The sequence below is a fragment of the Streptomyces prunicolor NBRC 13075 genome (assembly GCF_000367365.1).
GTDB lineage: Bacteria > Actinomycetota > Actinomycetes > Streptomycetales > Streptomycetaceae > Streptomyces > Streptomyces prunicolor.
Map to the genome: position 1 here is coordinate 193,863 of NZ_BARF01000074.1, position 19,913 is coordinate 213,775.

At 69.9% G+C, this 19,913-nt stretch carries 20 protein-coding genes; 12 read left to right on the forward strand and 8 right to left on the reverse strand.

Annotated features, from left to right (window positions below; genetic code table 11):
- Positions 1-107 precede the first annotated feature (107 nt).
- The 3 genes from SPR02S_RS31840 to SPR02S_RS31850 all read left to right on the forward strand — a co-directional run bounded on the left by SPR02S_RS31840 (position 108) and on the right by SPR02S_RS31850 (position 2,850).
- On the forward strand, positions 108-950 hold the full coding sequence (locus SPR02S_RS31840) for a helix-turn-helix domain-containing protein (RefSeq protein ID WP_019061079.1): 843 nt from the start codon (positions 108-110) through the stop codon (positions 948-950).
- Positions 932-1,141, forward strand: coding sequence for a DUF397 domain-containing protein (locus SPR02S_RS31845; protein WP_019061080.1), 210 nt, complete (start codon positions 932-934; stop codon positions 1,139-1,141). Before SPR02S_RS31840 ends, SPR02S_RS31845 begins: the two co-directional genes overlap by 19 nt.
- A 242-nt stretch (positions 1,142-1,383) precedes the next feature.
- Complete coding sequence (locus tag SPR02S_RS31850) at positions 1,384-2,850, forward strand: WGR domain-containing protein (RefSeq protein WP_019061081.1); 1,467 nt, start codon at positions 1,384-1,386, stop codon at positions 2,848-2,850.
- An 87-nt stretch (positions 2,851-2,937) separates the two neighbouring features.
- On the opposite strand, the gene SPR02S_RS65775 is transcribed toward SPR02S_RS31850, so the two are convergent.
- Both SPR02S_RS65775 and SPR02S_RS31860 read right to left on the reverse strand, forming a co-directional pair.
- Positions 2,938-3,525 carry a TetR/AcrR family transcriptional regulator gene (locus SPR02S_RS65775; protein ID WP_019061082.1) on the reverse strand — a complete coding sequence of 196 codons (588 nt, stop codon included), beginning with the start codon at positions 3,523-3,525 and terminating at the stop codon, positions 2,938-2,940.
- A 62-nt stretch (positions 3,526-3,587) separates the two neighbouring features.
- Positions 3,588-4,283 (reverse strand): DUF998 domain-containing protein, encoded by a 696-nt coding sequence (locus tag SPR02S_RS31860; RefSeq protein WP_019061083.1) that lies wholly within the window; start codon positions 4,281-4,283, stop codon positions 3,588-3,590.
- 188 nt (positions 4,284-4,471) lie between these two features.
- On the opposite strand from SPR02S_RS31860, the gene SPR02S_RS31865 reads away from it, so the two are divergent.
- From SPR02S_RS31865 to SPR02S_RS31880, 4 genes are all read left to right on the forward strand, one after another.
- Positions 4,472-5,071, forward strand: a complete 600-nt coding sequence (locus SPR02S_RS31865) for a hypothetical protein (RefSeq protein ID WP_019061084.1) — start codon at positions 4,472-4,474, stop codon at positions 5,069-5,071.
- Positions 5,072-5,145: 74 nt separating this feature from the next.
- Positions 5,146-5,838, forward strand: coding sequence for an alpha/beta fold hydrolase (locus SPR02S_RS31870; protein WP_019061085.1), 693 nt, complete (start codon positions 5,146-5,148; stop codon positions 5,836-5,838).
- Positions 5,839-5,933: 95 nt separating this feature from the next.
- Positions 5,934-7,343, forward strand: coding sequence for a carotenoid oxygenase family protein (locus tag SPR02S_RS31875; RefSeq protein ID WP_019061086.1), 1,410 nt, complete (start codon positions 5,934-5,936; stop codon positions 7,341-7,343).
- 220 nt (positions 7,344-7,563) lie between these two features.
- The gene (locus SPR02S_RS31880; protein WP_019061087.1) at positions 7,564-8,514 is read left to right on the forward strand and encodes an RNA polymerase sigma factor; all 951 of its coding nucleotides are present in this window, start codon (positions 7,564-7,566) and stop codon (positions 8,512-8,514) included.
- 8 nt (positions 8,515-8,522) lie between these two features.
- Here SPR02S_RS31880 and SPR02S_RS31885 read toward each other — a convergent pair whose 3' ends face one another.
- The 4 genes from SPR02S_RS31885 to SPR02S_RS31900 all read right to left on the reverse strand — a co-directional run bounded on the left by SPR02S_RS31885 (position 8,523) and on the right by SPR02S_RS31900 (position 12,086).
- Positions 8,523-9,119 carry a cysteine hydrolase family protein gene (locus SPR02S_RS31885; protein ID WP_019061088.1) on the reverse strand — a complete coding sequence of 199 codons (597 nt, stop codon included), beginning with the start codon at positions 9,117-9,119 and terminating at the stop codon, positions 8,523-8,525.
- A gap of 40 nt (positions 9,120-9,159) precedes the next feature.
- The gene (locus SPR02S_RS31890; RefSeq protein ID WP_019061089.1) at positions 9,160-10,581 is read right to left on the reverse strand and encodes an MFS transporter; all 1,422 of its coding nucleotides are present in this window, start codon (positions 10,579-10,581) and stop codon (positions 9,160-9,162) included.
- The gene (locus SPR02S_RS31895; protein ID WP_019061090.1) at positions 10,578-11,048 is read right to left on the reverse strand and encodes a MarR family winged helix-turn-helix transcriptional regulator; all 471 of its coding nucleotides are present in this window, start codon (positions 11,046-11,048) and stop codon (positions 10,578-10,580) included. Before SPR02S_RS31895 ends, SPR02S_RS31890 begins: the two co-directional genes overlap by 4 nt.
- 120 nt (positions 11,049-11,168) lie before the next feature.
- Entirely contained in the window at positions 11,169-12,086 is a 918-nt protein-coding gene (locus tag SPR02S_RS31900; protein ID WP_019061091.1) for an alpha/beta hydrolase, read from the reverse strand.
- Positions 12,087-12,246: 160 nt separating this feature from the next.
- Between SPR02S_RS31900 and SPR02S_RS31905 the strand changes: the two genes are divergently transcribed.
- A complete protein-coding gene (locus SPR02S_RS31905; protein ID WP_019061092.1) occupies positions 12,247-13,158 on the forward strand; it encodes a helix-turn-helix transcriptional regulator in 912 nt (303 codons plus the stop codon).
- 10 nt (positions 13,159-13,168) lie between these two features.
- Here SPR02S_RS31905 and SPR02S_RS31910 read toward each other — a convergent pair whose 3' ends face one another.
- Together SPR02S_RS31910 and nac are read right to left on the reverse strand one after the other, a co-directional pair.
- The gene (locus tag SPR02S_RS31910; RefSeq protein WP_043258625.1) at positions 13,169-14,161 is read right to left on the reverse strand and encodes a 2-hydroxyacid dehydrogenase; all 993 of its coding nucleotides are present in this window, start codon (positions 14,159-14,161) and stop codon (positions 13,169-13,171) included.
- A gap of 148 nt (positions 14,162-14,309) precedes the next feature.
- The gene (gene nac / locus SPR02S_RS31915; RefSeq protein ID WP_019061094.1) at positions 14,310-15,221 is read right to left on the reverse strand and encodes a nitrogen assimilation transcriptional regulator NAC; all 912 of its coding nucleotides are present in this window, start codon (positions 15,219-15,221) and stop codon (positions 14,310-14,312) included.
- 355 nt (positions 15,222-15,576) lie between these two features.
- Between nac and SPR02S_RS31920 the strand changes: the two genes are divergently transcribed.
- The 4 genes from SPR02S_RS31920 to SPR02S_RS31935 all read left to right on the forward strand — a co-directional run bounded on the left by SPR02S_RS31920 (position 15,577) and on the right by SPR02S_RS31935 (position 19,864).
- Positions 15,577-16,356 (forward strand): LamB/YcsF family protein, encoded by a 780-nt coding sequence (locus SPR02S_RS31920; protein ID WP_020684231.1) that lies wholly within the window; start codon positions 15,577-15,579, stop codon positions 16,354-16,356.
- Between the two features lie 5 nt (positions 16,357-16,361).
- On the forward strand, positions 16,362-17,189 hold the full coding sequence (locus SPR02S_RS56725) for a 5-oxoprolinase subunit B family protein (protein WP_019061096.1): 828 nt from the start codon (positions 16,362-16,364) through the stop codon (positions 17,187-17,189).
- The gene (locus SPR02S_RS31930; protein WP_019061097.1) at positions 17,182-18,168 is read left to right on the forward strand and encodes a 5-oxoprolinase subunit C family protein; all 987 of its coding nucleotides are present in this window, start codon (positions 17,182-17,184) and stop codon (positions 18,166-18,168) included. The genes SPR02S_RS56725 and SPR02S_RS31930 overlap by 8 nt, the downstream gene beginning before the upstream one ends.
- A 385-nt stretch (positions 18,169-18,553) precedes the next feature.
- The gene (locus tag SPR02S_RS31935) at positions 18,554-19,864 is read left to right on the forward strand and encodes an MFS transporter (protein ID WP_019061098.1); all 1,311 of its coding nucleotides are present in this window, start codon (positions 18,554-18,556) and stop codon (positions 19,862-19,864) included.
- Positions 19,865-19,913 lie beyond the last annotated feature (49 nt).

Consider the following 19,913-nt stretch of genomic DNA (forward strand, 5'->3'; position numbering starts at 1 on the left):
GTGGGCGGCCGGGTTGCGGACGGGGCGGTGGGTTCCCGTCGTCGTCGCGCGCGGAGGTGGTTCCACATGTTCCACATCGCTCACGTGCATGTCCCGGAGGAACTGGTATGCCGCAACGGCGCGTCATCACCGACCGCAGTCAGGAACCCCGCCAGCGGTTCGCCGAGGAGTTGCGGAGGCTGCGCGAAGCGAGCGGGCTGAGCCTGCGGGCGCTTGGTGAACGGCTCGGCTGGGACTGGTCGTTGTTCGGCAAGATGGAGAACGGCGAGACGCTCGGTAGCCCGGAGGTCGTCCAGGCGTTGGACACGCACTACGGGACGCCGGGGTTGCTGCTCGCGTTGTGGGAGCTGGCCGCCGGGGACCATACGCAGTTCCGCGAGCGGTACCGGCGGTACATGGCGCTGGAGGCGGAGGCGGTGAGTTTGTGGCACTTCGCGGTGAGCGTGCTGCCGGGGTTGTTGCAGACGCCGGGGTATGCGCGGGAGATGCTGGCGGCGGGCGGGCTTGAGGGGAAGGAGCTCGAGCAGCAGGTCGATGCCCGGATGGGGCGGCGGGAGTTGTTGGTGGGGAAGGACGCGCCACCGTTCCGGACGATCCTGTCGGAGGCGGTGCTGCGGACGCCGTTGCGGGACGGGTCAGAGTGGCGGGGGCAGTTGGAGTACGTGGCCGAAGTGGCCGAGCGGCCGAACGTGACCGTCCATGTGCTTCTGCAGAGCGCGGGTCTGCACGGTCTCGTGAGTGCCGACATGTGGTACCTCCTCCTCCCGGAGGGCAGGACCGTCGCGTATACCGAGAATGGATACAGGGGCGAACTCATCGAGGAGTCCGGCCCTGTTGTGAGTTTGCAGAAGGCGTACGATGCGGTGCGCGACCTGGCGCTTTCCCCGGCGGAGTCGCGGAAGTTCATCCTGCAGATGTTGGAGGAAGCCACGTGCGATCCATCGACCTGACTGCCGCGTCCTGGCGTAAGAGCAGCTACAGCAACCAGGACGGTGGCGCTTGCGTCGAGGTCTCTGACGACTTCGCCGCTGTCGTCCCGGTACGGGACAGCAAGGTTCCCCACGGGCCGGTGCTTGTGTTCCCTGTCGGCGGGTGGAACTCCTTCGTTTCGGTAATCGGGAACGGGCAGTTGAGCGACTGATCAGGCAAGGTGAAGAACTTGGCGGGGGTCGGGGTGAAGGGTGCGTTGCGGTCACATGCTTCTGCGCCCAGGTCTGCCGGTTGAAGCGCTCAAGTGGGTGTTCCCGCCCCCTGACCTGACGGTTCGTGCTGCGCGAGGCTGTGCGCACTGCCCCGAGACCTCGATGTCAGTGGTGACCGTTAGCTTGGGATCACTGGAGATCGGCCGCACCGGCCGACGAGGTCCTTGGGGAGGGGTGCGCTGTGTCCGCTGCGCAGGCACGACAGTCGGGGAACACGACGTATCTGGAGTTGTCGCAGGAGAGCGGCGGTGCGCACAAGTTCTACGAGGTGACTGTCGAGGGGACCACCGTCTCCGTGCGGTACGGACGGATCGGGGTGGACGGGCAGCGCCAGATCACCACCTTCCCGACCGACGAGAAGGCGAGGACCGCGGCGGCGAAGAAGATAGCCGAGAAGGTGCGGAAGGGGTACGCGCCCGCTGTCCAAGGGCAGCGCGCCGCCCGTGCCGTGACGCGCCGTCAAGTGACGTCCGCTCCGTCGACCGCGCGGTCGACCGCGCCGGTGCTGTGGCGGTTCCGTACCGGCGCCTCGGCGTTCGGCATCCATGTGGACGAGGACCGCTGCTGGGTCGGCAACCAGCAGGGCAATGTCTACAACCTGAGCCACGACGGCGAGGTACTGGCGCACTACTCCCTGCCCGACGGCGTGAAGTGCCTGGTGGCGGACGACTTCTGGATCTACGCGGGCTGCGACGACGGCCGGGTCTACGACCTCTCCTCGAAGGTGCCGTTCGCGGCCTACGACATCGCGGCCGAGGTCGACATCTTCTGGCTGGACATCCACGCGGGCGTACTGAACGTCTCCGACCGCAACGGCGGTCTGACGGTCATCGACCACGAGGACGAGCTCCAGTGGTCGCGCAACTCGTCCGGGGACAACGCGTGGATGGTGCGGGCCGACGACCACGCCGTCTACCACGGACACAGCCAGGGTGTGACGGCGTACGCGGCGAACGGCACCAGCCAGCTCTGGCACACCGCGACCAACGGCAACGTGCTCTTCGGCTGGCAGGAGCAGGACGCGGTCTACGCCGGGACGGGCCGGCGGGTCGTCCAGCGGCTCGCGAAGTCCTCCGGGGCGATCGAGGCCACCTACCAGTGCGACGCCGCCGTGTACTCCTGCGCCACGTCTCCCGGCGGGCGATACGTCTTCGCCGGCGACTCGGCCTCCTCCGTCTACTGCTTCACCGCCGACGGCACCCGGCTGTGGAAGCTCGGCACGGGCGGCGGTTCGGCGCTGTCGATGCAGTATCACGATGAGCGGCTGTACATCGTCTCCACGGACGGTTCGCTCGCCTGCATCGACGCGAGCGAGGCCGCGATCAACGCCGCCCAGTCGGGCACCGTCCCGGTCGCCGCGGACATCAAACTGGCGGCCGCCCTGCCGACGTACGCACCGCTGACCACCGCCGCCTCCGTCGCCACGATCAGCACTGTTCCCGCTGCGGGGAACGGCGTCGTCGTGGAGTGCTTCGAGCGCGGTGGCCGCGTGCGGGTGCATGTGGTGTCCGAGGGTTATGAGCAGGGCTGGAACGTGCAGTTCCCGCGCGCGATACGGGAGCCCGGGGCGCGCTATGTGGTGGACGCGCTGCACTCCTCCGCGGGTGGCTTCTACCGGGTGCGTGGGGAGATCAGGCGGCTGGTCTGACAAGCCGGATGATGCGGGCGTCCCCATGTGGGACATCGAGAGCCCGAGGCCACTGCTTCCGCCGCGTCTGCCGCGGGACTGCTGCCCCTACTCGCCCAACGGCTTCGGCCAACTCTCCAACAGCTGCTCGTCCGTCATCGCCGACGTACCGTCCGCCGTCGCCCCCTCCAGCCCGAACCCCACCATCAGCACCTCCGCATACCGCCGCCAGGCATCCGGCGCGACGTCGTGCGTGCGGTCCGCGACCGCGCCGATCATGTTCAGGAAGGCGTACACATCGGCGCTGACGAAGTCCTTGCGGACCGCGCCCGCGATCACCGCTCGTTCCGCGAGGCCGTCCACGAGGCGGCCCAGTTGGTCGCGGGTGCGGGCGACGGGGTTCGAGTCGACACTGGCGTTGGCCAGGATGACCTCCAGGGCGCGGTCCTCGGAGCGCCACCGTGCCGCCGCCAGCAGATACTGCCGTAGGGCCCGGGCCGGGTCCGGTTGGTCCGCGGCCGTGGTCGCCAGGTGCAGGAACATCGTGAAGCGTTCCGTGAACAGGGCGTCCACCAGGGACTGGAGGTCCGGGAAGCGGCGGTAGACCGTGCCGACGCCGAGGCCCGCCTCGCGGGCGATCTCGTTCAGGGGGACCGTGGCTCCCCGCCGGGCGAACAGGCGGTCGGCCGTCGTCATGATCAGACGACGGTTTCGTTCCGCGTCCGCTCGCAGCGGGCGTTGGTGTGGGGTTTCCGGGCTCACGCCGGGACATTCTCCGGCATCTTCGGCTCGGCGGCCCGGCGCGTCTGCCTGACCAGGAGCGATACGCCCGTCACGACGCTCCACAGCAGCCATGAGTACACACCGCCCCGCTCGAAGATGCCCGCCGTGCTCGTCGAGACGCCCACGCCCGCCTCGCTCAGCAGGCCCAGGGTGCCGACCGCGACGCTGAACACGCGGTACGCGCGCGGCAGTTGGAGGCTCTTCAGCGAGCCCGCCATGATCACGATCGTGTTCGCGCACAGGATGGCGACCGCCGCGCCCCCGACATGCAGCCCCAGGCTGTAGCCCGGGCCGTCCGCGGAGCCGTGGAACACGCCGACCAGCAGGAAGCCCACCGCGTGCGCGCCCGCCAGGGCGATGACGACACGGCGCGCGCGGCCCGTGAGCAGGGGCACCGCCAGCAGGATCACCCCGGCGGCGAACAGGATCCCCTGGGCGATGAACGACGTGTTCATCAGCGTGTGATCCGGCGAACAGATGACGCGGTCCTGGAACTTCGTGCCGCAGCCCGTGACGCCCAGGTCGCTGATGTAGTTCGTGGCGTAGCTGTAGGGCGGGGTGGTCCAGGCGGCCGCGGCGACCGCCTCGGACACCACCCACTGCACCGCGTTCAGCACCAGGACAGCCGCTCCCAGCGGCAGCCAGTTCTTGCGGGACGTCTCCGTTCCCATCACAACTCCCATCACAGGTCCTCTCGACAGGTCATGCTCACCACCCTACATTAAGTGGATAGATCTATCCGGTTAGAGGTCGCGGGTGTTCGCCGGTCGTGTGATCGGCATCACATTGCAAGGTTCGAACTTCGAGAGCCGCCGTGCATCTAGTCGGCGTCCATTCCCCTCCACCGAGGAAGCAATCAATGTTGGCTTACCTGCCCGGGTTCGCCCCCTGGATCGTCGCCGGCGTCCTCTCGTCCTTCGACTGGCGCTGGGGCGCGATAGGCGGTCTCGTCACGGGGCTGCTGATGATGCTGAACGACCGTCGCCGCGGGGTCGGCTTCGACGCGCTGGTCCTGGAGATCAGCACCCTCGCGTACTTCGTCGTGATCGGCGCCGTCTCCGTCGCCCGGCCGGACTCCTCGCTGGCCGACCACACCGACGTCATCTCGTTCGTCTGGCTGGCCGCCACCGCGTGGGGGAGCCTGGTGGTCCGCAGCCCCTTCACGCTGGGCATCGCCAAGCGGCAGACCCCGCGCGAGTACTGGGACATGCCGGAGTTCGTCCAGGTCAACAACTACATCACCAACGCCTGGGGAGCCGGCTTCACCTTCATCGCCGTGAGCCTGGCCATCGCCAACGCGGTGGACGCCCCGGCCTGGGTGGGCATCACCGCCCACGTCGTCGGCCTGGTCGCCCCGGCCGTCTTCACGAAGGTCTATCCCGCCCGCGCCCAGGCCCGACTCATGGCACTGGCGCAGGCACCGGAGCAGACCCAGCCGTCGGTGCGGGCCGTTCAGTGACGGCCGCTCCCGTCCCGCGACCTGCCTGACCTCTCAGCACCAAAACACTTACCCCACAAAGGAGTTGGCGCATCGTGAGCATCGCAAAGAACGTCGTTCTCGTGCACGGCGGATTCGTCGACGGATCGGGCTGGCGGGGCGTCTACGACGCGCTCCGCGCCGACGGCTACCACGTGAGCGTCGTCCAGAACCCCACACTGTCGCTCGAGGACGACGTCGCCACGACCAAACGGGTCCTCGACGCCCAGGACGGCCCGACCGTACTCGTCGGACACTCCTACGGCGGCGCGGTGATCTCCGAGGCCGGGACCCACGAGAACGTGTCGACGCTCGTGTACATCGCGGCGTTCGCGCCCGACAAGGGCGAGTCCGTGAACACCCTCATCGCCGACCCGCCGCCCGGCGCACCCGTTCCGCCGATCCTGCCGCCCGTCGACGGGTTCCTCTTCCTCGACCGGGAGAAGTTCGCCGCGTCCTTCGCCGGGGACCTGCCCGCCGAGGACGCCCAGTTCCTCGCCGACTCCCAAGTGCCTTGGGGCGTAGCGGCGTTGGCGGGCGCGGTGACCGAGCCCGCCTGGCAGACCAAGCCGAGTTTCTACCTCGTCGCCACCGACGACCGCATGATCCCGCCGCCCGCCCAGCGCCTCATGGCCGAGCGGGCCGGCGCGACCGTGACCGAGACCGGCGGCAGCCACGCCGTGTACGTGTCCAAGCCCGCCGAGGTCGCCGCGTTCATCAAGCAGGCGGCGTCGGGCACCACCGCCTGAGCCGCCTGAACCCTCTCCGCCGCCGCGCGGCCAACTCCGGCCCGGACCAAGGGTGTTCGGGCGCACGGAGCCACAGAACCTCTAAGGAAAACAGCATGACGAACGAGACCGATACACCTGCTCCCCTCTACCTCCAGGGCCGCTTTGCGCCGGTCCCCGAGGAGTACACCGCGGCCGAGCTCACCGTACGGGGCACCCTCCCGCCCGACCTGGACGGCCGCTATCTGCGCAACGGCCCGAACCCGCTGCCCGGCGAGGACCGGGGCCACTGGTTCACCGGCCCCGGCATGCTGCACGGCATCCGGCTGCGTGGCGGCCGTGCCGAGTGGTACCGCAACAGGTGGGTCAAGACAAGGGAGTTGGAGGGTCATCCCTTCGTCCGCGAGGACTTCAGCGTCGACCTCGCCGCGGTGCCCGCCAACACCCATGTGATCCGGCACGCCGACACCGTCCTCGCCCTGTGCGAGGTGGGCCTGCCCTACTGGGTCACCCCGGAGCTGGAGACCGTCGGGCCGTACGACTTCGGTGGGAAGCTGACCACCGCGATGACCGCGCATCCCAAGGAGGACCCGGTCACCGGTGAACTGCACCTGTTCGGGACCGGGTTCGCGCCGCCGTACCTCACCTATCACCGGGTCACCCCGGAGGGCGAGTTGCTCGACAGCCGGCCGATCGACGTGCCCGGGCCGACGATGATGCACGATTTCGCCATCACCGAGAACCACATCGTGTGGATGGACCTGCCCGTCGTCTTCGACCACACCCTGGCCGGGCGCGGCGGCATGCCCTACCGGTGGGCCGAGGCGTACGGCGCGCGGATCGGGATCATGTCCCGCGAGCACGGTTCCACCGACGTGCGCTGGTTCGACGTCGACCCCTGCTACGTCTTCCATGTGGGCAACGCCTATGAGGACGTGCAGGGGCGTGTGGTGCTGGACGCGGTGCGCTACGACGACGCCGGGTTCCGGAAGGTCTGGGGCGACATCGGCGGACCCACCGGTCAGGGCACGCCGAGCGTCCCCGGTGTGCCGAACGGTCAGGTCGGGGTGCGCGAACCCGGTCACACCCAGGCCCCCTCCGTCCTGTACCGGTGGACCCTGGATCCGGTGGCCGGCCGGGTCACCGAGACCCAACTGGACGACCGCGAGGCCGAGTTCCCCACCCACAACGAGACCCTCACCGGGCGCCGGAACCGCTACCTCTACACGGTCAACGGCGACGGCATCGCCAAGCACGACCTGGAGCGCCAGACCGGTGACGTCCACAAGACGCCCGGCAGCCGCTACTCCGGCGAGGCCGTCTTCGTACCGGCGTCGGACGGCACCGACGAGGACGCGGGCTGGCTCATGTCGCTCGTCTCGGACGACAACGGCGCGGCCGGTGAACTCCTCGTCCTGAACGCCGGTGACCTCTCCGTGCAGGCGGTCGTGGAACTGCCGTACCCGGTCCCGTCCGGCTTCCACGGCAGCTGGCTGCCCGAGCCCGGGTCCGCCGAACAGGGCTGACCCGCTGAACAGGCCTGATGTGGAGGCGAGTTGACCGATCCGGTCGAGGGGGCCCGTCGAGGAGCCGTAGCGGCGTATCTTCCTCGACAAGGGTCCCCTCGGTCCGACATGTGGGGTCCATCTCCCGTTCATCGGGGGGTGGGAGAAGTGGGGTCCCGAGAGCATGAGTCCAACTCCCCGGAGTGGCCCAGGGCTTGTGATGTGTGCGCATGGAGGCTTCATGGTGCCCCTCGACCACCCCACGGATGAGGAACTCACCCGCAGGGCCCAGGCCGGCGAGTCCGATGCCCTGGGTCTGTTGCTGACACGCCATCAAGCGCCCATGCGTGCGGTCGCGTTGAGCCTGCTCGGCTACGGCCCCGACGCCGAGGACGCCGTACAGGATGCCGCGTTGACCGCGCTGCGGCGCATCGGTGACGTACGGGAGCCCGCGGCCGTCGGGGCGTGGTTGCGGGCGATCGTGCGGAACGCCGCCCGGATGCGGCTGCGGGCCGTGCGGGAGGTGCCCGGGCTCGACGCGCTGGAGCAGTTGCGGGTGCGGGACGACGAGCCCTCGCACCCCGAGCGGGTCGTCGAGCAGCACGCGATGCGGGACTGGATCTGGGACGCGGTGGAGGAACTGCCGCAGCAGCAGCGGCTGGTGCTGATGCTGCGGCACTTCAGCGGGATCACCTCGTACCAGGAGATCGCCGAGGTCTGCGAGGTGCCGGTCGGCACGGTGCGCAGCCGGCTCAACCAGGCCCGGGCGAAGATGGCCAAGGTGCTGCTGTCGACCGCGACCGGGGGCCACGACGACGTGTCCGCGCTCGTCGAGGAGAGCCGACAGGAGGCCGAGGTCACGCTCGACGGCGCCATGCGCGGCCAACTGCCCCCGGAGATCCTGGAGTTGTGGCCTGCGGAGACCGAACTGGTCGGCGTTCTCAACAAAAAGGGAGACCGCCTCCATCCCTTCCCGGCAATGCAGAGCACCCGGGTCAAGGGCGTGACCCAGCAGCTGCGCCATGTCGTGGCCAGCCGCGACATCGCCATCTGGGAGATGGACGCCGTCACCCCGGCCGGCGTCCCGAACCCCTGCCCGCCCACCCTGGCCTGGCTGATGTTCCGCCAAGGCAGGCAGGTGCGGAAACTCCGGGTGGTCTTCCCCGGGACGGCGCCCGGGGCACCAGCGTGAGCCCTGTGTCAGACGGAGCGCAGCAGCTGTCGTAGAACCGTGGTGTCGATGACGTGGGCGCGGGACGGGAACACCTTCTCGACCAGCACCCGGTGGGTGTCGGCGTCGGGGTCGGCGACGCCGTCGGACAGGACTAGGACGCGGTAGTCGCGGTCGGCCGCGTCGATGACCGTGGACAGGACCACGCCGCTGGTGCTGATCCCGGCGAGCACCAGGGTGTCGATGCCGCGGTCGCTCAACTGCTCGTGGAGATCGGTGGTCGAGCCCGAGCCGTAGCGGATCTTGCGGACGACGATGTCGCCGTCCTCGGGTGCGATCCGTGCGTCGATCTGCGTGGCGTCGTCCTCGTGGTGCAGCATCTTCGCCGCGGCGACCGCGCTGAAGGACTTGTTGGTGTCCGGGACCGCCGACCAGTCGTCCTCGGTGAAGGCGACGCGGACGTAGCCGATGGCGCCGCCGGCCGCGCGGACCTCGGCGATGGTGTCCTTGACCCGCTCGACGAGGGCGTCGGATTCGGGGGCGATCGGGACGATCCCGTTCTGGAAGTCCATGACCAGCAGGGCGGTGCGCTCGGAGGTGATCGTGGGGAGGGAGGGGGTGCTCACGCGAGGTTCTCCTTGATGGGGTTTTTCATAGGGGGATCGGTCAGGTGGTCTTGGTGGCGCGGCCCATCAGACGGCGGTCCAGGACGGTCAGCAGGAGGACCGCGAGGCCCGCACCGACCAGGACGAGGCCGAGGATGTGCAGACCGTGGTCGGTCACGCCGGTGCGGAAGACGATGCCGCCGATCACGGCGGAGGTGATCGTCCCGAGGTAGCCGAAGGTCCTGAACAGGCCGGAGGCGGTGCCTATTTGGTCGGGCGGCGCCTCCAGGTAGAGGGCGGTCTGGTTGCCGACGGTGGTGGTCGCCGAGGCGACGCCGAAGATCAGGGACACCAGCACGATCGCGATCGCCGGGCTGTGCGAGGAGAGCAGCATGATCCCGGCCGAGCCGATCAGCATGGTCACCGCGGCGACGATCAGCGGGCCGCGGATCAGATTGCGGCGGGCGAGCGGGCGCGAGAGCAGCGCGGAGACGGCGCCCATCGGCAGCAGCAGGAGTCCCGCCGTCACGGTGGAGAAGCCGTGCGCGGCCTCCATCCACTGGGTCACGCCGTACATCACGGTGTAGGTGCCGAGCAGGGAGAGCGCCTGGCGCAGATAGGTCCGGGTCAGGGCGCCGTTGGCGGCGAGGCCGCGGAAGTCGAAGAACGGTGCCGGCTTGCGCAGCTCCCACCAGACCGTGGGCACCGCGGCCAGCACGAAGACGGCGAGCGCGGTCCACCCGAGGCGGGGGAGGCTCATCAGGAAGATGACCAGCGCGGTCATCGCCACAGCGAAACCGAGGATGCCGGGCAGGTCGATCCGGTCGGCGACCCGGCGGAAACCGTTGTCCGTGCGGTCGAGTGCCGGGTCCTTGGGCAGCCAGCGCACGGCCATCACCATCGCGGCCAGGGTCACCGGGATGTTGATCAGGAACGCCCAGCGCCAGCCCGCGGCGCCCACCAGCAGTCCGCCGATGGGCGGGCCGATGGCGGCGGTGGCCATGCCCGCGATCGCGATGCCGCCGAGGACTCCGCCCGGCGGGGCGTCGAGTCCGGCGTCCTGGGCGCGGCGCCGGATCAGCACCATCGCGCAGGGGAACGCGGCCGAGGTACCGATGCCGACCAGCACCCGGGCCACGGTCAGCATCGCCAGGTTCTGGCCGAGGCCGCCGACGACACCGCCGAGCAGCACCAGGACGATCCCGGCGAGGAAGATCCGGCGCGCCCCGAGCACCTCCGCCAGCTTCCCGGCGGTGGGCTGCGCCACGGCGCTGGCCAGGTAGAGCGAGGAGACGAGTACGGCGGTGCTGCCGACCGCGACGTGCAGCTCGGTGGCGATCGGCACCAGCGCGGTCGCGATGATGGAGCTGTTGACCGGGTTGAGTCCGGCGCCCACATAGAGCGGGGTCGTGAAGGTCCAGGCGAAGGGCTTGCGCACGAGCTCGCGCGCCGGGCCAGACACCTTGCCGGTCCCGGTCCTCATATCCCGCCGTCGTTCAGCTCGGTCGTGGCGAGGCGTTCCAGCAGCTCGATGGCCTTCTCTACGTCCTTGCGCTCGTCCGGGGCGACGAGCTGGTCGATGGCCCGGGCCAGGAAGGAGGCGCGGCCCGCGAGCAGCTTCTCGACCAGTTCGGTCGCGGACGGGTCGGCGCTCATCAGCTTCTTGCGGCCGTCCTGCGCGTCGGGCTCGCTGCGGACCAGCCCGGCGGCCTTGAGCACCGCCAGGCTCTGCGCGATGGACTGCGCGCTGACCCGCTCCAGCGCGGCCAGCCGCGCCGCGGTGACAGGGCCCTCCCGTACGACGCTCGCCAGCACGCCGAGCTGCGTGAGGGTCAGGCCGGTCGCGTGCTGCCCCGACTCCGTGCGCAGCCGGGCGCGCAGCCGGGTCATCGCGTCGTTGAGCCGCTGAGCGGTCGCGACGGACTGCTGCGGCGGGGGGTTCGTGGTCATGGATCCAACGTAAAACTACACAAGTAACTTTGCCAAGTTACTTGTGTAGTTTCCTGCTGTCGGCTGGATCACACAGTCGGATCAGGCGGTCGGATCAGGCGGTCGGAACAGGCGGGTGGATCACCCGGTCAGCTGGGCGGCGAAGAAGTCGCCCAGCTTCTCGACGGCGGGCGTCACGTACTGCTCCTTGTCATAGAGATCGACGTGCGAAGCGCCCTCGATCCACACCAACTCCTTCGGCCCGTCCGCCTTTTGGAACGCCTCCACGCTCATCCAGGACGTCACCGCGGCCCGCCCGACGATCAGCAGCAGCGGTCGCGGCGCGATCAGCGCGACGGACGTGAACGTGTCGAAGGCGGCGATGCGGTCGACGCTCGTCCAGGTCAGCGACTTGGCCGAACGGGGGTGCCCGGCGCGCGGAGTGCAGTAGTACTCCCAGCCCTCGTAGACATGTGGGCCGCCCGCACGCGCCTCCTCCTCGGTGGCGGGGAAGACCGGGAAACGCTGGACGTCCGCACCACCGGCCTCCGCGGTACGGGCCGCGGAGGCGGCGGCCAGCATGCCTGCCATGACCGCCGGGTCCTGGGCACCGTCCGCGCCGAGCCGGAACTGCCGTGACATGTCTACGGCGCTGACCGCGCCCACGGCCCGGATGCGCGGGTCGGTCGCGGTCGCCGCGAGGGCGTAGCCGCCGGAGGCGCAGATGCCCAGTGCCCCGATGCGGCCGGGGTCGACCTCGTCGAGGGTGCCGAGGAAGGAGACGGCGGCCTTCAGGTCCTCGACCCGCTGCCCCGGATCCTCCAGACTGCGCGGCTCGCCCTCGCTCTCACCCTGGTGGGCGGCGTCGAAGGCGAGCGTGACGAACCCGCGCTCGGCCAGCAGACGGGCGTACAGACCGGAGGCCTGTTCCTTCACCCCGGTGCCGGGATGCCCGACCACGATCGCGGGACGCGGCACCCCCGGCGTCTCCTCGTCCGGGGTGTAGAGGTGGCCGGCGAGCTTCAGGCCCGCGCTGAGGAAGGTGACATCGGTACGCATGGGATGCACTCCAGTCGGAGGTGAGGGTGAGGGGGAGAGGGAGGCCGGTGTACGGCCATGCCCCCACCGTCGTCCCGCCCCACCCGGCGCCACCAGGGACGGCTCTGCCTATGCGGTTCTGTACCAGGCACGCCCGCGCCGGCCCGAGGACACTGGACCCATGGCAGACCGTGACGCGCCGCCCACCTCTAACCCCTCCGGCCCCACCGACCCCGTCGGCCCCTCCGGCAACGAACTGGGCGACTTCCTGCGTGCCCGCCGCGCGGACCGCGACCCGCACCAGGCGGGCTTCCCCGACGACGGCCGACTGCGGCGCGTACCCGGTCTGCGCAGGGAGGAACTGGCGTATCTCGCGCACGTGAGCGTCGACTACATCGTCCGCCTGGAACAGGGCCGCACCCGCAGAGGCTCCCGCGCCGTCCTGGACGCACTGGCCGACGCGCTGCACCTCGCCCCGGACGAGCGCACCTACCTCTTCACGCTGGCCGAGGTCGCGCCGGGCGCGTCCACCCGGCCGCCCGTACGTCGCGAAGTCGCCCCGCGGCTACGACAGTTGCTGGACACCATGCACGACATCCCGGCGATGGTGCTGCACCGGGGCATGGACGTGCTCGCCTGGAACCGCGCTGCCGTCGCCCTCCTCACCGACTTCGGCGCGCTGCCCCCGGCCGAACGCAACCTGATCCGGCTCACCTTCCTGGATGCCAACTTCCGGGCCCTGTACGCCGATTGGCCCCGGGCCGCCCGCGAGTGCGTCGCCGTACTGCGCATGGAGGCGGGCCGCACCCCGCACGACCCGGCACTTGACACCCTGATCGCCGAACTCGCCGCCCGCGACCCGGACTTCCGCACCTGGTGGGCCGAGCACCAGGTACGGGGACCGCGGCAACTCACCAAGACCTACGTCCATCCGGTCGCCGGTGAACTCACCCTCGACGTCCAGCAGTTCACCGTCGACACGCATCCGGAGCAGTTCCTCGTCGCGTACACGGCCCCACCGGACTCGCCCTCGCACGAGGCGCTCCGGTTCCTGTTGCAGTGGGCCGGCCTCAGCAGCACCCAAGCCGGGTGAACTGACGCGTTCAGCCGCCGACCGGTGCGCCCGCCACCGCCGAACTGCCGGGCAGGGGCGTACGAGCGGGCCGTTCGGCCAGCACATCGAGGATGTTGTCCACCGCCAGGTCGACCATCGCGCCCCGGGTCGCCTCGGTGGCCGACCCGATGTGCGGCAGCGTGACGATGTGCGGCTCGGCCACCAGGGGGGACAACTCCGTTCCCATCGGCTCCCGTTCGAAGACGTCGAGCCCGGCGGAGTGCAGCCGCCCTTCACGGACGGCGTCCAACAGGGCCTCTTCATCCACGACTCCGCCGCGCGAGGTGCTGACCAGCGTGGCCGTGGGCTTCATCGCGGCCAGTTCGCGGGCCGAGATCAGATGGCGGGTCTCGTCGGTGAGCGGCACGTGCAGCGACACGACGTCGGAGTCGGCGAGCAGCGCGGCCAGGCCCACCGAGGTCGACAGGTCGTCGTCGGGCGCGTACGGGTCGTGGTGGATCACGCGCATCCCGAAACCGTGGGCCCGGCGGGCCACCGCGCGGCCGATCTGGCCGTAGCCGACCAGGCCGAGGGTGGCTCCGTGGACGTCGAGGCCGAGATAGTCGCGCATCCGGAACAGTTCCCAGGAGCCGTCCGCGAGGCTCGCGGAGGCCGCGCCGATGCGGCGGCGGGCGGCGAGGATCAGCGCGAAGGTGAGGTCGGCGGTGGTCTCCGCGAGGACGCGGGGCGTGTGCGTGACGACGATGCCGCGCTCGGCGGCGGCGACGCGGTCGACGTTGTCGAAGCCCATGCTGGCCAGCGCGATGACGCGCAGCGAGGGGCCCGCCGCGTCCATGAGAGCGGCGTCCACGGGGTCGTTGCCGAGGGCCAGTACACCGCTCACGCCGGGGGCGATGGCGGCGAGGTCGGTGGGTCCGGGCTTGGCGGCACCGGGCCAGGCCACCAACTCCGCGCTCTCGGACAGGCGTTGCAGGCCTTCGCCGGGCAGGATTTCACGGGTGGCGAGGACACGATTCTTCATGTTCTTCTCCAGTGACGAGCCGCGTACAGCCATGTACAGCCGTGCATTACCGGCCGGGCGGATCATTCGAAAGACGTTATTCGAAATACGCTAGCCGCGGCGGTCACCGGAAACAAATAGCGGATTCGTCTGACGCTATCGGCCTTCCTTATTCTTCTCGGTTCTTGTCGCTGTCGATCAGCTCCAGGAACAGATCGTGCACGGCCAGCGCGGGCTCCGAGAGCGGCTGATTGTCCGAGGTGACCACGGACAGTTTCACCGTGATCACGGGTTCCACGATCCGCCGTACGGACAGCGTGCGGACGTCGAGAATGGCCCGCGCCGCCGACCACGGCAGGACCGTCGCGCCGATGCCCGCGTCCACGGCATTGACGAGGGTCAGCGCGGACTCGACCTCGCCCACCACGTTCAGTCGGAGCGAGGCCTGCTGGAAGGCGGCGTCCACGACCTGCCGGATCGTGTGGATCCGGCTGGGCAGCAGCAGCGGCAGGTTCGCCAGCTCCGCCAGGTTCACCTCGCCCTTCCCGCACGGTGCCGTGTCGGCGGGCGCGCCGATCAGATACAGGTCCTCGGTGCGGACGGGCTCGAACTGGACACCCCGGAGCGGGCCGGCGCCGTAGATGAAGGCCATGTCCATGCGGCCGGTCATGATCGCCTCGCTGATCACGCCGCCGAAGTTCTCGTTGATGTGCAGCAGGATGTCCGGGTAGCGCTCGCGCACGCTCTTCAGGAGCGGCAGCGCGAGGGCCGCGCCCAGGCTGTAGGGGGCGAGGCCCACCGAGACGCTGCCGGCGGGGGCCCGGCCGGAGACGTCGACGGCGGCCTGCGCGAGGTCCACCTGCCGGAGGATGAGCTGCGCGTGCAGGTACAGCGCCCGGCCCGCCTCGGTCGGGGCGACCCCGCGCTTGCTGCGGATCAGCAGCTGCTGCCCGAACTGTGCCTCCAGGGCGGACAGTTGCTGGCTCAGCGCCGGCTGGGCGATGTGCAGGATGTCGGCCGCGCGCGTGATGCTCCCCGCGTCGATGATCTTGATGAACGAGTAGAGACGCCTGGTGTCCATTGCGCGGGGCCTTCCAGATGGAGCGAAGCCTCATCGTAGGGAGCGTTCACCCCGAAGCACAGCCCTGGTGGGTGGAGGGTGTGAGGGGGGTCATAGCCGTTCGCGATAACGCCAGACCGAACGCATATTGGCGATCACGCGACCGGCGGAATAAGTTGAGCGGAACATCCACACCGGAACGGCTCGACGAACTCCTCGACGAATCGCCGAGAAACTCATTGTCCGTGTCCGATATGAGCGGATCATTTTCCGGATGTCACGAAGACGTGATGACTTCGCTTCCCCGGTCACTTCCTTCACCGGTTCCGCCTTCCCCGGATTTCCCCCTTTCCGGCATTCCCTCCCGGAGGACGTCATGACTCCCATGGTTGATCTCGTCGCCGATCTCGGCGAGGGATTCGGCGCCTACACAATGGGCGACGACGCCGCCCTTCTGGAGTTGCTGACGTCCGCGAATGTCGCCTGCGGATTCCACGCCGGTGATCCCCGCATCATGGACGCCACCGTGCGGACGTGTGTGGAGAAGCAGGTCGCCGTGGGCGCCCATCCGAGCTTCCCCGACCTGGTCGGCTTCGGCCGCCGCGCGATGGACCTCACTCCGGAAGAGGTCCGCACGGACGTGCTCTACCAGATCGGCGCCCTCCAGGCCTTCGCCGTCGCCTACGGCACCCGGGTGCACCACGTCGCCCCGCACGGCCGCCTCGGCAACCTGGTCGCCGTCCGCGCCGACTACGCCCGCGCCGTCGTGGACGCCGTAGCAGCGTTCGACGAGTCACTGATCGTCCTCGCGCAGGACGGCGAGCTGGCCGACGCGGCTCGCGCCCGTGGCCTGCGCGTCGGCATCGTCGGCATCGCGGACCGCGCCTACCGCGCCGACGGCACGCTCGTGCCCCGCTCCGAGCCCGGCGCCGTGATCCACGACCCCGACGAGGTCGCCCGGCGCACCCTGCGCATGGTCACCGAAGGCGTCATCCGCAGCGTCGACGACACGGACGTCCAAGTCGCCTGCGACACAGTCCTGTTGCACGGAGACAGCCCCGGCGCGATCGCGCTCGCCGCCCGCATCCGCGAGCAACTCCTCACCGCAGGCGTCGAGATCACCTCCCTCGACAAAGTCCTGAGCGGCAAGGAGTGACCGACATGAACAGCCTCCTCGCGGACGACCCGCTCGTGAACGGGCCCACGACAAAAGGCAGTTACGGCCACACCAATGCCAATGCCAATGCCAACGTGACGATCGCCGACTGCGGCGACTCCGCCCTGGTCGCCAAGGCCGTAGGCCTCGCCGCCGAACCCGCCTGGCAACTCGTCCACGCCCTCGCCGACGCCCTGAACGCTGTCCAACTCACCGGCGTCCACGACGTGGTGCCCACCTACGACGCCCTCCTCGTCGAGTTCGACTGCGCCGCCACCGACCACGACACGGTCCGCCGCGTCCTGGCCCACGAGGCGGCCCGCCTAGGCCCGCACCCCGCGCCCACCACACCCCCGCGCCGCTTCGTCGTCCCCGTCGTCTACGGCGGCGAGTACGGCCCCGACCTCCCCGAGGTCGCCGCCCAACTCGGCCTGACCGAGGGCGAGATCATCGCCCTGCACTCCGGCTCCGACCTCACCGTGCGCTGCCTCGGCGCCCCCGCCGGAGCCCCGATGACGGACGGCCCGCCCTTCCCGAAGCCGGTACCGCGCCTCGCCTCCCCCCGCACCCGGGTCGACGCAGGCTCGGTCGCGGTCGCCGGACGCCAGGCGGTCATCTGCCCGATGCCCTCACCCGGCGGCTGGCCACTGCTCGGCCGTACCCCGGTACGCGTCCTGGACCTGCACAGCGACCCGATCACGGCGTACCGCCCCGGCGACACCTTCCGCTTCCGGCCGATCGACCCCCAACAGTGGGACGACTACGCCAACTTGAGCCTCGCGGACTGTACGGACCCGGCAGACCTGGCGGGCCAGGAGGTCGGCCATGGCTGACACCCTCACCATCCGCACCCCCGGCATCGTCACCGTCCAGGACCTCGGCCGCGTCGGCCGCTCCCGCTACGGCCTGCCCGCCAACGGAGCCGCCGACCAGCACTCGGCACGCGTCGCCAACGTCCTGTGCGGCAACCACGACCGCGCCCCGCTGCTGGAGATCACCGCCCTGGACTTCGCGTGCGTCCCCTCCGGCGACACCCTCATCGCGGTGACCGGAGCCCCGGCTGACGTAACCGTGGACGGAGTCGTACGTCCGCAATGGGAACCGATCCCCGTCAGGGCAGGCGAAACCATTCGCGTGACCGGCATCCACAGGGGCCTCCGCGTCTACCTGGCCGTACTCGGCTCGTTCGAGGCCGACTACCTCCAGGGCAGCTGCGCCCCCGACACGATCCTCGGCTTCGGCCCCGCTCTCCGCGCCGGTGACGAACTCACCCTGCGCACGGCCTGCCCGCCGATCGACCACCCCTTCTCCCGCATCCCCCTGTTCCGCCTGAAGGCGCCGGTCCCCCCGTTCCCCACCAGCTGGACCATCGACGTCACCGACGGCCCCGACCGGGCCGAGTTCGGCGACACGGGCCGGCGCCTGTTCGACGCCCCCTTCACGGTCACCCCGCGAAGCAACCACATAGGCCTGCGCCTCCAGGGCGCGGTACCCCGCCGCGTCACCCAGGGCGAGGTCCTCTCCCGCGGCGTCCCCATCGGCGCCGTAGAAGTACCCGCGGGCGACGAACTCCTCGTCCTGCATCGCGGCCGCGGCGTCACGGCCGGCTACCCCGTCCTAGCCGTGGTCACCGCCACCGGCCTCTCCGCCCTGGCCCAGGTCCGCCCCGGCCAAACCATCCACTTCCGCCACCGAACCCTCGACCAGGCAGTAACCACCCACCGCACCCAACGCCAAGCAATAGACGCCCTGAGAACCAGGGTCCACACAGCCTTCGAGGCCCTACGCATCCGCGCCCCTGCGGGGGCCTGACAGCCGGCGCCTTTTCGGCACAGGCCCGCTTACGAGGGGGCGCGGGGACCTGACACCCCGCACCTCTCCAACACAGGCCCGCTCACGAAGGGGCGCGGGGCTGTGACATTTGCGGCTCCGCCGCGCGGGCGCGACAAGCCCCCACACCTCCTCGCACTTCTCGAACACAGGCCCGTTCAAGAAGGGGCGCGGGGCTGTGACATTTGCGGCTCCGCCGCGCGGGCGCGACAAGCCCCCACCGACCCGCACAAAACCCACAACCGCTCCCCACCCGCACATAGCCCACCCGCACCCGCTCACCCCGCTCCCCGCCAAACCGCTGGAAGCACCCGCACGGAGCCGTAACGCCCCTCATCCCCCGCCTGCTGCCCAGACAGGAGACGCCATGAGTACCGTGGCCGCTCAGCCAGTCCCCAACACGGTCGATCCCAGAACAGCCCGCAAGGTCACCCTCGCCGGGTGCGTCGGGATCTTCGCCGAGCTCTACGACAACGGCATCTTCGGCTTCATGGCCGGATCCCTCGCCGCCGTCTTCTTCCCCGGCTCCGACAACGCCGTCCAGCTCGTCTTCCTCGGCTACGCAGTCTCCTTCTTCTTCCGCCCCCTCGGCGCCGTCATCTGCGGCCACCTCGGCGACCGCATCGGCCGCCAGCGCATGCTGGTCTTCGTCATCCTGCTGATCAGCGCCGCCACCGCGGCCATCGGCGTACTCCCCAGCTACGCCAGCATCGGCATCGCCGCCCCCGCCCTGCTGATCCTGCTCCGCGTCGCCCAGGGCTTCTCCGTCGGCGGCGAGGCCTCCGGCGCGATGAGCTTCCTCGCCGAGCACGCCCCGGAGGGCAAGCGCGGCCTGTACACGAGCTACGCGCAGATCGCCTCGTTCCTCGCGCTGCTCACCGGAACCCTGGTCGCCGCCGCGATGACCAGCGGCCTCGGCTCCGCCCGCATGGAGTCCTGGGGCTGGCGCATCCCGTTCCTGCTCGCCGTGCCGCTCGGCATCGCCGGCATCTACATCCGCAAGCGCATCAGCGACACCCCGAACTTCACCCGCCTGAAAGAAGAGGACGGCCTCTCCAAGAACCCGCTCAAGGAGGCCTTCGCCTCCGCCGAGCACCGCCGCGCGATGCTGCTGGCCCTCTTCATCCCCCTGATGAACGGCTCCGGCTACTACGTCCTGTTCAGCTACATGCCCACCTTCATGAGCACTGAGCTGCACTTCGGCAAGGTCCAGGGCCTCCTCGTCACCGCCTCCAGCCTGGTCGCGATCTGTATCGCCATCCCCTATATGGGCCGCCTCTCCGACCGCATCGGCCGCAAGAAGGTCCTCGCCGGATCCGCCGTCGCGATGGCCATCGTCGGCATCCCCTGCTACCTGCTGATCGGCACCGGCAACGTGGCCCTCGCGGTCATCGGCGCCTGCATCATGGCCGTTGTGTTCGCCGGCCACACAGGCGTCATCCACATACTCCTCGTCGAACTCTTCCCGACCCGTGTGCGCTACTCCGCCTACGGCCTGGGCTACAACGTCTCGTCCGCCCTCTTCGGCGGCACGGCCCCCCTGCTGATGACCTACCTCATCGACCGCACGGGCAACGTCAACATGCCGGCCTTCTACGCCGTGATCACGGCCCTGGGCACCCTGCTCGCCGTGTCCCGCGTGACGGACCGCGCCCACCTGCCCCTGCGCGACGCCTGACCGCGCGCCCCGCATCACGCCTCACGCAACTCCCGCACCCGCACGCCCG